We start from the raw sequence: 13,406 nt of genomic DNA on the forward strand, positions 1-13,406 counted from the left end.
CGTCGCTCTTGCCGTAAAACTAACTCGCGAACGAGTCTTTTCTTGGCAACGCAGTGTCTTCTTCCGGGCGGCTTGCTGCATGTAAGCAAAAAGCAAAAGTCGGAAGGCTAAAAGTGTAATTCATCCTTCCGGCTGTCAATTGGCTATTTGCTAGCTTAATTGTTCCCAAATATGCTTCATTCAGTTCCACCGCCTACACTGCCTCCTATCCTCGAACCTGTACAACCTGTAAATTCCATCACATCTGCTAGTACAATCCAGTTTCCTGCGATCGCAGAGGCCACTTCTCCTAGCATCCAAGTAAATAAAGAAAAGTCTGAGCTAAAACGGGAAACGCCGCCAATTCCAAATACAGGAATCGCTGAGAATTCGCCGCTACTAAGTTCTAACGATGCCACTAAGTATAATTCAGTAGCCGCTAAAATCGCAGCACCCAATAAACCAGAAACTTTCCCACCAGAATTTTCTCCTCTTGCCGCGTCTAGGAGCGCCGTAAATTTGGGCCAGCCTCAGGCAGTTGGTTATCCTATGCAGCAGGTTAAAGTTGCTAATCCCGATAATGTCAGTAGTTCAGATAGGTCTGTTGTTCCGAGGGTGACAAACAATAAGAATTTCTTGCCACCGAAAGCGCAAGTCTTAGCTGAAGAATTAACCCAACAAGTACAGCCAGTTGATACCAGTACACAACAGTCTTCAGGAGAAAGTAATCTCTCTGTATCTGCTTTTGAGGGCGCACCCAATGCACCAAGTTCTCAACCAGTACAAAATATTATAGAGTTTAAGTCTCGCAGCCAAACAAACGAAGCCTCAACGCCCTCTACTATAGAATTCCAGTCACCATCACCAGCCCAGCAAACCCAACCACCACCTGCTGGTACTCCGCAACAGCCTGCACCTACAACTACACCGCCAGCTAGGGAGAGAGTTGTAGAAGTCATATCAGATAGACAGGAGTACGACGAACAACGGCGTATTGTCACCGCAGAAGGTAATGTGGTAGTGCGATTTGACGGGGCAGTGGTAGATGCCGATCGCTTGCAAGTAAACTTGGATAACTTGATCGCCGTTGGGGAAGGCAATGTGGCATTGACACGCGGCGATCAGGTATTACGAGGACAACGCTTTACTTATAACTTTGTTCAAGACAGTGGCGAACTAGAAAATGGTAAGGGGGAGATTTACATACCCTCAGCGTCAACAGACTTTGCTTTCAACTCCACCGATGTGACAACTAGTGGAGTACCACAGCGACCGCCAAGCGATCGCATCAGAGCTAATCAGCCTACTTCCGGTGTGAGCAGTCCGGGAGGAATTGACTTTGCGTTAGGTGGTGGTCGAGACGCTAGCAATGTCCCAGCGCCAAAAACAGGTGGTATAGTCAGGCGGGTACGGTTTGAAGCTAAACACATTGATTTTTATCCGCGAGGCTGGCAAGCTAGGGATGTGCGGCTCACCAATGACCCGTTTTCGCCCCCAGAACTAGAGTTACGGGCAGATAAAGTAACTGTGACGCGCGAAGCTCCCTTGGTAGACCGAATTAAAACACAGCGCCAGCGTTTAGTATTTGATCAAAAATTCAGTCTGCCAATTCCAATAGATCAACGAACCATTGACCGTCGAGAGCGGGAAGTTACACCTACAATCGTGTCTCCCGGTTTTGATGGCGATAAGCGGGGTGGTTTGTATGTCGAACGGAGCTTCACACCCCTGAATACAGAACAGGCAAACTTTACCATCACGCCCCAGTTTTTCGTGCAAAAAGCCGTACAAGGAGGCATAAGCGATGTAGCATCAGTGTTTGGCGTGAAGTCGAAGCTGAATGCCGTTTTCAGTCCGCGGACTACACTCCAAGGTTCTGGAGAGTTAACCAGTTTTGACTTAGATGAAGTGGACGAAAATCTGCGGGCAAGTTTGCGATTACGCCAGTTATTAGGCGAACCCAATCCCCATATCCTGAATTTAGAATATAGCTACCGCGATCGCCTTTATAATGGTACTCTCGGCTTTCAAACTGTCCAGAGTAGTCTTGGCGGTGTCCTTCTCTCGCCGGTGATTCCTTTGGGTAAAAGTGGCGTTAACCTCACCTATCAAGCAGGCGCTCAATATATCAACGCCAACACTGACCGCCAAGATTTGCTAGAACCAAATCGAGAAAACGATCGCATTTCACTAGGTCGCTTACAAGCCAGCGCCGACCTTAGTAAAGGCTTTTTGCTTTGGCAGGGTAAACCATTACCACCCACTGCCACTCAGGGATTAAAATACACAGCCAATCCTGTAGTTCCTTATTTGCAGGCGATCGTTGGGATCACAGGCACTAGTAGCTATTACAGTAATGGAGACAACCAAAGCACCCTGACTGGTAGAGTTGGCTTAGTAGGGCAAATTGGTAACTTCTCTCGCCCTTTTTTAGACTACACCGCTTTTAATATTACTTATTTTCAGGGCTTAAACAGTGGATTATCACCGTTTTTGTTCGATCGCTCTGTTGATAATAGAGTGCTAAGTGCTGGCATCTCCCAACAAATTTACGGGCCATTTCGCTTAGGCTTTCAAACATCAATTAACTTAGATACAGGTGAAGAAAGTAGTACCGACTACTTTGTGGAATATAGTCGCCGCACTTATGGAATCACGTTACGTTATAATCCTGTGCTGGAACTAGGTGGCTTCAGTATTCGGATTAGTGACTTTAACTGGACTGGTGGTACTAATCCATTTTCTGATGGTCAAGTTAAGCCAGTTGTGAATGGCGTACAACAGCAGAATTAATCGTTAGCTCGGGGGACAAAGAGCAGATCAGAGGAGGAAGGGGAGCAGAGGGAGAAATGACAACTAACTCCTAACTCCTGTACGGGTGTTTGCTCTTAACGTTACCGTACTCCTGCGGGGAAGCAAACTACGCGCAGCGTCTCCGTCAGGAGAAGGATACAGTCGTTCGCCCCTTAACTTCTACATCCTTATCCTGCACACATCTTTTGAATGCTACTCAATATTAATCTTTTATTAAGAGACATGAATTTTACCAAAAATAAAAATGCAATTACCCTTGCCGCTGTATAAAAAATATTGATATTCAGCAAAAAATGTCGGTCGTAATTTACTGCTATTCAGACTGTCAATAGAAATTTTATAGCTTCTTATCAAATTATAAATAAATATTAAAAATAAAATAAATGATTTAAGAGGAAGTCAACTAAATTGATAGAAAAAAATATTATAAATGTCAAAAACCAGGGATAATCTCTACAGGCAGAAACAATAACAACCATTAATTTTGGATAAAGTTTGATGTCTATAAACTGTTTCTAACTTCAGGGGAGGATTCAGTAATGAAGACTCGGTCGCAATCAGCCTGAAGAGGAAATGAAAGGATTGGGTATTAGCAATAAGGGATCGGAGATTAGGGTTTAGTGATTGGGAAAAAAGATGTAAGTTGTTCATCCCAGTCCCCAATTCTCGATCCCCAGTACCTAGCATTTGAAAAATTAACAGAGGGCGGAGATTTCTATGACTAACAGCAATGCAGTCACAGCGGCATTTCGCTTGAGTGAAAAGTTACCTTTTCCGCTCAAGCGTTTAGCAGATTTAGCTTATAACTATTGGTGGTGTTGGACTAGCGATCGCATAGCACTATTCCAAACTATCGATCCCCAAGAATGGGAACGCTGTGGGCATAACCCAGTGGCAATTTTAGAGGCAGCAAGTTACGAACGCCTGACTCAGTTGGCGGAAGATCCTTTTTATCTCAAGCAAATTTCCGCCTTAGCACGGGAGTTTGATACTTACATGGCACAGCAAGATACTTGGGTGAGTCGCGTTGCACCGCAAGTTTCGCAAGACCGCCCCATAGCTTACTTTTGTGCCGAATTTGGCATCCATGAATCTCTACCCGTATATTCCGGCGGCTTAGGTATTCTGGCTGGGGATCACCTGAAATCTTCATCGGATTTGGGTGTACCGATGGTTGGTGTTGGCTTGTTGTATCGCCAAGGTTACTTTCGGCAACGCCTGAACCGCAACGGTTGGCAAGAAGATTACTATCTGGATAATCCTTTTCACCGGATGCCTATAGAGTTAATTAAAAATCAACAAGGGGAACCGCTGACGATTCACTTAGACATTCGCCAACGACAAGTGAAAGTGCAAATCTGGCGAGTGCAAGTAGGGCGGGTAAGTTTATATTTACTCGATAGCGATCGCGAAGACAACGATCCCATCGATCGCTGGCTAACTGGACACCTATATGGCGGTAATTTAGAAACTCGCATCGCTCAAGAAGTTGTCTTGGGAATTGGCGGTGTCCGGGCCTTAGATGCCTTGGGAATTCAACCTTCCGTCTATCACCTCAACGAAGGACACGCCGCCTTCTGCACTTTAGAAATTGCCAGACTAGAAATTGAGCGTACAGGCAAATCTTTCTACGATATCGAAGCCAAAGTCCGGAATAGTTGCGTATTCACCACCCATACACCCGTTCCCGCTGGTCACGATGTCTTTTCTCCCGATTTAATCGACTCCTACTTTGCTCAGTACTGGCCGCAACTGCGACTTTCCCGCGAGCAATTTTTGGCATTGGGCGCACGACGACTAGGTGACCCTTGGGAACCCTTCGGTATGACCGTTTTAGCCCTGCGGATGTGTCGTGCTTGTAATGGCGTGAGTGAATTGCACGGTCAAGTTTCCCGCAAAATGTGGACAGTTCTCTTTCCTCAACGGTCTGAAGACAAGGTACCAATTGGTTACATTACCAATGGCGTTCATGCACCCACTTGGACTGCTCCCCTATTGGCTGACCTATACAATCAATATCTAGGAGGAGATTGGAAAAATCATGCTGTCGATCCTAAGATGTGGGCTAAGGTTGACGAGATTCCCGATGAGGAACTGTGGTCGCGTCATCTCATCCTTAAAGAACGATTGATAGCCTACACCCGTTATAAAGTCAAGAAAGCACGGGAACAGCGTGGTGAAGATTACAAACTCATTCAAGCCAGTGACAGCCTGCTCGACTCGAATGTGCTAACAATTGGATTTGCCAGACGCTTTAGCCCTTACAAACGTGGCGATCTGATTTTGCGCGATGCTCAACGGGCATTGAAGATTTTTGGTGATGCCAAACGTCCAGTACAAATTATCTTTGCAGGTAAAGCTCATCCAGCTGATGAAGAAGGTAAACGAATTATTCAGCGCTTGATGGAATGGTGTCAAAATTCAGGGATTCTCAACCGAGTTGCCTTTATTGAAGATTACGACATTTACACCGGACAAAAACTTGTGCAAGGTGTGGATGTATGGCTGAACAACCCCCGCCGTCCCCTAGAAGCATCTGGTACAAGTGGCCAAAAAGTCTGCTTCAACGGTGGCATTAATTGCAGCGTCCTTGATGGCTGGTGGTGCGAAGGCTACCAAGCTGGCTCAGACGGTAAGGGAATTAACGGTTGGGCAATTGGTGAAGATGCTCATACCAGCGACCAAGAATTACAAGACCGCATTGATTCGCAATCGCTATATCAGCTATTAGAAGAGGAAATTGTTCCCCTATATTATGACCAAGATGCTCAAGGCATTCCCCATCGCTGGGTGCAGATGATGAAAGCATCGATTAAGACCAATGCACCACTATTCAACACAGACAGGATGATTGCCGATTACGTTTCTCAAGTGTATGTCCCGGAAATTGCTACTCGTGTAGAACCAATTTTAGCTAAGGTTCTGCTGTAGAGAATTTATTTTTAGCCTCCTGGTGAAATAAAGGGGTGGGTTATCTGCTCCTTTTTTTTCGTGATACTGACAGGTGATGCCAATTAAAAATTAAAAATGAACCCAGACACAGAAGGCGATTACCAATCCAAAATCTAAAATCCAAAATGGTATCAGATATAGAAGTCACAAAACTTTATGAAAATTTGGCAGGCAGATTTTTATCGTAGTCCCTTACAGGAGGTATCAGGACAAGTTTTATGGGAGTTATTAATTTGTGATGCAACTCGCAGTTTTGAGTATGCTGCTACCTGTCCCCAGTCAGCAGCGAATTCAAGTTGGGTTGCAGATCAAATTCAGCTAGCAGCTGGTGAAAAGTTGCCAGATTTGATTCAAGTATTTCGTCCTCAATCTTTGAGTTTAATTCAAGCAGCTGGGCGTAACTTAGGTATTAATGTCGAACCAACTCGTCGCACTTTGGCATTAAAACAATGGTTGCAGGAAAAACAATATCCCTTAGCGCTGGATAAACCACCACCCACGCCATTACCAGAAAACTTGTGGGGGGAAGAATGGCGCTTTGCTACACTTCAGGCTGGTGAACTCGTGGATGTGTTTGCAGAACGCTTAATTCCCGTTTTGTCCATGCCAGAATTTCTCAAACCCATCAATCTGGGCTTGGCATCAACACTTCCTATTCCTGGTGTAGTAATCTATGGTGGCAGGCGATCGCTACGTTTAGCAAGATGGTTAGAAGAAGCACGTCCCGTAGCGTTAAATTATCTAGCTGGTGCGCCTGATGGCTTGGTACTAGAAGCGGGTTTGATAGATAGGTGGATTGTAGCGACTTTTGAAGATGCAGAAGTTGTAGCGGCAGCTAAAGTTTATGAACAACGCAAACAACAAAGTCAAGGGTTGCATTTTCTGTTGGTACAGCCTGATGAGTCAGGGATGACTTACAGTGGCTTTTGGCTGTTGCAGACGGAAAAGTTATAACGTTATTATTGGTTTACAAATATCAACTGCTTTACCTCTACAGCCTTTTCCGTTAAATCCAGTTCTCGATAGATTTGCAAACTTTCAGTGAAAAATTGGATAGCGACTGTTTCAGCACTGGGTTGATTTTGCTGGGCACGTTGTAGATAAATTTCGCCCAATAATTTGCGTGCTGCTGCTTCAAGTTTTTGGCGGTTGTAGTCTTGAAATATTTGCAGAGATTCTTTAGCTATTTCTTCACTACGGTCAAGATTTTCTAAAAACTTTATCTCTAAGTAAGCGCGAGCCATATCAAGGGCTTCATCGGCTTTATCAACTGTTTGCCCTAATTCATCAAGATATGTTAAGCCTCTATGATAGTTTTCCTCTTATATTTTGCTATCTCAACAAAAATTTCTCATCTCAAAGGTGACGTGTAATTTATGAATACAAAAAACCTGCCAATCTTTTAGTAAAGATTAGCAGTTAGGGTCTTTTGTGAATCGGAGCGGCGGGATTCGAACCCACGACCTCCACTACCCCAAAGTGGCGCGCTACCAAGCTGCGCTACGCCCCGGTCAGAATTTCCATTATATTGCAAAATTATAAGATAATCAACAGGCAAATTTAAAAAACCTTAAGCATCCCAGTAGCTTGCAGCAAATCCGCTACAGCAGAAGCATTCCACTTGCCTTCTACACACCGTCCTGTATTGAGGATAAAGTGCAGACTATATTCATCAGGATAGCCTTCTACTTCCATCCATAATAAATCGCTTTCGGCTTCACAGGCGATTTTCTCTTCGTCCATCAATTCCGCTGCGAGTTGTTTCATGGTGTCTGCTAACTGTGCCAGTAACCGACAAAAATCATTCAATTCGGCTTCTGTTAACTCAACTGCCCAATCATCCGTACCGACTAAACCTTTAAATTCGAGTGCATTGGGATTCCAACCAATACGCCAACCAGATCCGCTTTTAACTAAACGTTCCATTATCTGCTGACTTTTTAAAACTTGCCTGCAAGGAGCAGAGGGGAAGGTAGAGAATAATAACTCCTAACTCTTAACTAATTTCTAGCAAGACCTTTAATACACCTCGACGTTGAGCTAACTCAAAAGCGAAAAGTCCTTCACTAAGGGGATAGCGGGCATGAATAAGGGGTTGTACGTCAACTTGTCCTGTGGCTAGCAATTGGAGGGCTGCCGGAAAGGGGCCGCAGCGAGAGCCAATAAGAGTAATTTCGTCTACTACCAAAGAAGAAGCATCTATGCTGATATTGCCAGCATAGGTACTTTTAAGCACTAAAGTACCACGGGGACGCAAAGCGCGACGAGCGATCGCAAATCCTTCGGGGTTGCCAGTACACTCTACTGAGATATCAAATGCCCTATCTGTAACAGCCTCGGCTAGACCAGTTTTGATACCCCGTGCTTCTAGGTTAGCCAGCTTTTCTCGATGTCGCCCTACGACCAATAGTTCACAACCAGTTAAAGCTAGCGTCTGCGCTACGAGTTGCCCTAGCTTGCCATCTCCCACTACTAATACTCGGTCATTTACACCCAATGCTACCTGTTGCTGAATCTCCAGTGCTGCTGCTAATGGTTCTGTAAAAGTTGCTACCTCAGATGGTACATTATCGGGTACGGGATGGAGGTTCTCCACTGGCAAACAGAGATAGTCAGCAAAGGCTCCGTGACGGTTGACAATGCCCAGGACTGTACGGTTTTCGCAATGAGTTGGTTGACCAGTCCGACAAAATCGACAATGCCCGCAAACAGCGTTGATTTCGCCAACTACACGCTGATTTACTAAGTGTTCTGGCCCTTGTTCCACAACGCCAACAAATTCATGGCCTAAAATACCTGTATAGGGATAGTAGCCTCTTTTAAGCTCCAAGTCAGTGTTACAGATACCCGCATATAATACACGCACCAGTGCTTCCGTTGATGGCGGCTCAGGAATAGAAATGTCCGTGCGTAGTTGCAATTGGTTGTTTTCGAGCCAGAGTCCTTTCATACTAATTTTGGATTTTGCGAAAAGTTGCGTGCAAAGAGAAGTGCGGTCTTGGGAAGACACTGCGTTGCGGAGGTTCCCTCCGTTGTAGCAAGTGTCGTCTTTGCCCAAGTGGAGCAACTTCGGGGGGTTCCCCCGTTGAGCAAACTTTTCAAGACAGATTTTAGATTAAAAGTCTATACCAGGACTTAGCACTAATTTTGAGACTTTACCTCGATTTTACTTAACCAAATCACCAAGTCTTCTGAATGAACCTCTATCTCACTTCCTAAAGTTTTGATGTAAAGAAGTCCATCACTAATAACTAAATCTCTGATGGGATACCATGAATCTCGATTCTGGATCAAAAGATCCAATGGAATACCACCTCTTAAAGCATTTTTGCGATATTTCCACCAAGCTCGCCATAGCATCACAGATTTGCTACAGTGCATTTGATAGCCTTTTGGCACTTGGCAGTGTTGATACTGATAAAAACCACGACGATCTATTTCTCCTTTGAGGAGATAACAGTATTCTGCCAATGCTTGATTCATTAATTCCCAATGGGATGACTTAGCCTGAATTAAAAACTCAGGTAAAGTATTATTGAGTTGCGCTGTAGCAATTAAACCTTCAGACTTGGCTGTTAGTTGGTTAGTTTTGTATACAGTTTGCGCTGTCAAAGCAGAGTTTGACAACAAAACATCTTTTTTCTGGGTAGATTTGTCTACAAACTCACGAATCAAATCTAGGTTAGACAACATAAGATTCTATATATCCAGCTACTCAATTGCGATCTAAACCACAATGTTATGTAATTTAGTAGCTACACTAGTTTTTCATTTCACTCAGGATGAGCGCAACCTAATTTATACTAAAAACATCGTCTGTTCAAGTTTTTGTTAAATTCCATCGCAAAAGTTTATACCTTGTCTAAAGGCAGTTTTTATAAACTTCGGACACCGCCAAGTATGAAAGTGGTCTTTTCCCCATTCCCCGCTGCCAACGCCACCTTGCTATAAAGAGGAGGCAGTCCGTTCGGTCGCCAGACTTGTAGCCGCTACGCGTAGCTTGCTTCCCCGCAGGGGTACAAGAACGGCTTTGCCGAACGAGTTCTCCGTTCGCTTTAGCGGCGACCTTAGGAGAAGGAGTACCCGCAGGGTAGGAACTGCCGTGGAAACCCCCCTTCGGATTCACAATCGCCTGCGGAGGGTTTCCCTCCCGCAGCGCTGATTCACCGCAATGGAGTGGCTCCTCCTCACTCCTACTCCCCACTTACAAGGTGGCCTATTCAAATTTTCAATTCTTTCAGAAACGGTTCAAATGTTGACAGCAATTCCGGACGGCTGATAACCAGGGTGGGAAAGGAGCGATCGCTATAATCTTGCCCTGGTAATAAAGGAAACGGCTCAGATTTCAGTGATGACCAAACGCCGCCAGCAGCTTGAACAATTACCCAAGCCCCCGCCAAGTCCCAAACCTTTGGTGTTGCTTCAATACCACCTAACGTCGCCCCAGTCGCAACCGTCAGAAAGTTATAGCTAGCCACACCCAACATCCGAATTTTGCAGGGAAAACCTTTTTGGATGACCGCAGTGCTACGAGAACAAAGGTTGAAAAAGTGATTGTTGCTGGGAGCATCAGCACTGGTGTGGATGGGGTGATGATTGAAAAATGCCCCGGATGGCGTTGCTAAACCAGATGAACCCTCCCAGAAACCGTGAAAAGTTTGATTTAGTGGTGGGACATGAACATAACCAAAAATGGGCGTGCCTTGATAAAGCAAGCCCAGAGAAATCGACCAAATGGGAATACCCCGCGTAAAGTTGGTTGTACCGTCTAAAGGGTCAATTACCCAACACCATTCAGTACCCGGAAATGACTGATCGCTTTCTTCGCTCAAAATTCCGTAGCCAGAGAAATTAGAAGCGATCGCATCCCGAATTTCCCGATCCGCCCATTTATCCGCCTGTGTCACCAAACTACCATCAGCTTTTTGTAAAGCCTGTACCTGCCCAAAGTCCTGCATCAATTGCGTTCCCACTCTGGTAGTGGTAGTTTGGGCAAAATCGAGAACTGTTGTCCAAAAATCATTCATTGATTAATTCTCGCGCAAAGGCGTTCCTGAGCCAAGATAGGTAAATTCGGATTTTGCCTGGAGAAGTTTCCAGTTTAATCTAAATCACTTTCCAAAACAGAGGCGATCGCTTGTTTGGTACTAGTTTGAAATTCTGTGACGTTCACTCGATTCAAAAACCAAATCGACACCACCATCCCCACGGCTTCTAGGGCAAATACCAATCCATAAGCTAGTTCCAGACTGGGTAGTACCCTACGACCTACGTCTAAAATAGTACCGCCTACGACCACTGCTACTCCCCTAGAGATAGCCTGTGCTAGTCCCCATGCCCCAATAAAAGTACCTGCGGCTTCAGCTGCTGTGAGATCTAGCATCAAGCTAATTGCTGCTGTAGTTAAGAAACCAGTAGCTAAACCGAATAAAACTAAACCCAGCTTGAGGAAAGCTGCATTAGCTGTAAATCCTGAAATACCCAATAATGCTGCACACAATGCCACCAACATACAGCCTAAGCGAGCGCTTTTGCGCTTACCCAAACGCGGCACAATCAAAAAGCCAGCCACGGCGTAGGCAATTAGCAGACCAATACCGTAATAAACGTTCAACTTGGTGCTTTCTGCCAAAGGCATTTTAAACACCTGACCTGCATAGGGTTCCAAAACTGGGTCTTGCATAAACAAGCACAGTGTCATCACCACTAAAAAAGTGAAAAACAAACCTGTTTGTGGACTTGCCGTCAAGATTTTCCAAGCAGCCCCTAAGGTAATGCTGTCTTCTCGATTTACCAGTGTGGAACGATTGGAGTAAAGCGAGTACTTTTTCTCCACGCCAAATGTCGCTGCGATCGCCAACCAAAATACAATCGCTGGGACGATAATAAATAATCTATTGACCGCTGCTTTTAAGGTTTCCACAGTTGCTTCTGGCGTTAATTGCTTGAGCAAGCTGGCACTAATAATCGCTCCCACAATAATCCCCACCATCAGCATTGACCAAACCACACCCACTACTTTGGGACGATTGTCTTCTTCGGATACATCCACCAACAAAGCAGCAAAGGCAGTACCACTAGCACAAATTGCTAAACCATATACAGCAAAAACTAAGGATAAAAGTGCTGTCCAGCCGATGGTTTGGGTTGTCCATCCCCACCCACCTGCACTAGTTGCGGCACTATTTAGCTGCCACATTACTTGTACAGCTAAAAATGCTGCGATCGCCAATATTGCCGCCCCCACCCAAACATAAGCTGTGCGGTGGTATCCCCATAAAGGCTTGGCATCGGATATTTGACCAAACCAGACGCGGGAAGGAGAAACAAATAAGGGCAGTGCTAGAACTAGCGATACTAGCGTTGCCGGAATTGCTATTTCTTGAATCATGACTCTGTTGAGTACCCCCAGAGTCAAGATGGACATCATGCTGAGTCCCATTTGAAATAAGCCGAGTCGGAACATGGTCAGCAAATTGACCCTTGGCATTCCTAGGGATTTTGTTTCACTATCAAACACTTCACCGCTTGCCATAGCTATTTTTTCGTATGGTTTATCAAAAATAGTCTCTCTTTAATTAAAGATAAACTGTTCGATATTCCAAAAAACCTAGTCATTTCAAGTGATGAATTGTTGGATTTGGCGGTAGAGACGCTTTCAGGTTATAGAATTTCATCCACCAGAACCGTACCACCCTCACAAAAATCTATACTGAGATGGTAATCTTCCAGCAAAGCAGTGCCGATAAGTGGACGGCGACCTATTGCTAGTCCTGCAATATTACGCTCCACACCATTCCATACAATTGTTGCTAAATAAACATCTGTTTCCACATTGGAATTGTTAGCAAGATTTGCGTTGATATTTATGAGGTAAGGCAAGCCAAGCTCAGTAATAAGAGAAGGCGGCAAGGTTAAGAATCCCTCAAATCCTGTATCGATAACACATTCGATTTCGACATCTGAACCTTCTGGTGGAAGAATAATCAAACTCATTATTGCCTGAAGTCCAACTACAGTCCCGTTTATCACTGTGCCGCCCTGAGCAACGTACCACCAACTGCATAAACTGCATCAAAACCAATTCTTTCTCCCCAAAGTGCTGCATTGGGTTGCTTGGCTTGTAGTCGAAGACTCGTTTCGACTAAATCATCACCGATTTCGTAATCTCCTGTTTCAACATTAATCGAGATAATTTTGCCAATGTTTTCTGCCGTCTCAACTTCAGCGCGGATTCTTTTTTCGTAAAGTTCTTTTCCACGCCGGGCGATTTCTTGGCTACTAAGTGTAGGGTGGGACATAAATAAATCCCCTGTTTAAGCTGCTAGATTCTTCACTTCATTGTAGAGCAGAAGCTAAAGAGGTTAGAGAGCAATGCTTGATTCTGTAGGAAGTATGAGAGCGATCGCATCATAGTAGCAAATGGTAAAAAAACTTGAACAAAGACTAAAGTAAGAAAATGAGCGTCCTTAGTTTCTTACTTTAGTTGCTACAAACAAGCCATCTCAATGGTTTTAAGAGCCAATGCTGTGCATCTCTATTGTGCGGTCGTGCTTCGCAGGCTGGGTGGTTGGGGGAGAAAACTGCGATCGCTGCCAATAGTTTCCTTCGTTATACCCAAAACCCCTAAAAAATCAATGTTACTCTACTCGTTATTACCA

The 13,406-nt window shown here is 44.7% G+C and carries 12 protein-coding genes and 1 tRNA gene; 3 read left to right on the forward strand and 10 right to left on the reverse strand.

Annotated elements, in window-relative coordinates:
- Positions 1-171 precede the first annotated feature (171 nt).
- The 3 genes from RMY31_RS07830 (at position 172) to RMY31_RS07840 (ending at position 6,699) form a co-directional block, all read left to right on the forward strand.
- Positions 172-2,772, forward strand: coding sequence for a DUF3769 domain-containing protein (locus RMY31_RS07830; protein ID WP_322662307.1), 2,601 nt, complete (start codon positions 172-174; stop codon positions 2,770-2,772).
- Between the two features lie 738 nt (positions 2,773-3,510).
- The gene (glgP, locus tag RMY31_RS07835) at positions 3,511-5,724 is read left to right on the forward strand and encodes an alpha-glucan family phosphorylase (RefSeq protein ID WP_322662309.1); all 2,214 of its coding nucleotides are present in this window, start codon (positions 3,511-3,513) and stop codon (positions 5,722-5,724) included.
- Positions 5,725-5,901: 177 nt separating this feature from the next.
- Positions 5,902-6,699 (forward strand): Tab2/Atab2 family RNA-binding protein, encoded by a 798-nt coding sequence (locus RMY31_RS07840; RefSeq protein ID WP_322662311.1) that lies wholly within the window; start codon positions 5,902-5,904, stop codon positions 6,697-6,699.
- 5 nt (positions 6,700-6,704) lie between these two features.
- On the opposite strand, the gene RMY31_RS07845 is transcribed toward RMY31_RS07840, so the two are convergent.
- From RMY31_RS07845 to RMY31_RS07890, 10 genes are all read right to left on the reverse strand, one after another.
- Positions 6,705-6,989 carry a hypothetical protein gene (locus tag RMY31_RS07845; RefSeq protein ID WP_322662312.1) on the reverse strand — a complete coding sequence of 95 codons (285 nt, stop codon included), beginning with the start codon at positions 6,987-6,989 and terminating at the stop codon, positions 6,705-6,707.
- A 192-nt stretch (positions 6,990-7,181) separates the two neighbouring features.
- Positions 7,182-7,255: transfer RNA gene (locus tag RMY31_RS07850), tRNA-Pro, on the reverse strand.
- 50 nt (positions 7,256-7,305) lie between these two features.
- Complete coding sequence (locus RMY31_RS07855) at positions 7,306-7,671, reverse strand: DUF1818 family protein (protein WP_322662317.1); 366 nt, start codon at positions 7,669-7,671, stop codon at positions 7,306-7,308.
- A gap of 70 nt (positions 7,672-7,741) precedes the next feature.
- Entirely contained in the window at positions 7,742-8,695 is a 954-nt protein-coding gene (locus RMY31_RS07860) for an MDR/zinc-dependent alcohol dehydrogenase-like family protein (protein WP_322662319.1), read from the reverse strand.
- Between the two features lie 191 nt (positions 8,696-8,886).
- Complete coding sequence (locus tag RMY31_RS07865; protein ID WP_322662321.1) at positions 8,887-9,438, reverse strand: hypothetical protein; 552 nt, start codon at positions 9,436-9,438, stop codon at positions 8,887-8,889.
- Between the two features lie 169 nt (positions 9,439-9,607).
- A complete protein-coding gene (locus tag RMY31_RS07870; RefSeq protein WP_409877619.1) occupies positions 9,608-9,871 on the reverse strand; it encodes a hypothetical protein in 264 nt (87 codons plus the stop codon).
- A 94-nt stretch (positions 9,872-9,965) separates the two neighbouring features.
- Positions 9,966-10,772: an inositol monophosphatase family protein gene (locus RMY31_RS07875; RefSeq protein ID WP_322662323.1), complete on the reverse strand. Its 807-nt coding sequence runs from the start codon at positions 10,770-10,772 to the stop codon at positions 9,966-9,968.
- Between the two features lie 74 nt (positions 10,773-10,846).
- A complete protein-coding gene (locus RMY31_RS07880; protein ID WP_322662325.1) occupies positions 10,847-12,280 on the reverse strand; it encodes a BCD family MFS transporter in 1,434 nt (477 codons plus the stop codon).
- A 128-nt stretch (positions 12,281-12,408) separates the two neighbouring features.
- On the reverse strand, positions 12,409-12,741 hold the full coding sequence (locus RMY31_RS07885) for a clan AA aspartic protease (protein WP_322662327.1): 333 nt from the start codon (positions 12,739-12,741) through the stop codon (positions 12,409-12,411).
- 32 nt (positions 12,742-12,773) lie between these two features.
- Positions 12,774-13,046: a hypothetical protein gene (locus RMY31_RS07890; RefSeq protein WP_322662329.1), complete on the reverse strand. Its 273-nt coding sequence runs from the start codon at positions 13,044-13,046 to the stop codon at positions 12,774-12,776.
- Between the last annotated feature and the right edge of the window lie 360 nt (positions 13,047-13,406).

This window comes from Dendronalium sp. ChiSLP03b, from assembly GCF_034531165.2.
Classification (GTDB): Bacteria; Cyanobacteriota; Cyanobacteriia; order Cyanobacteriales; family Nostocaceae; genus Dendronalium; species Dendronalium minutum.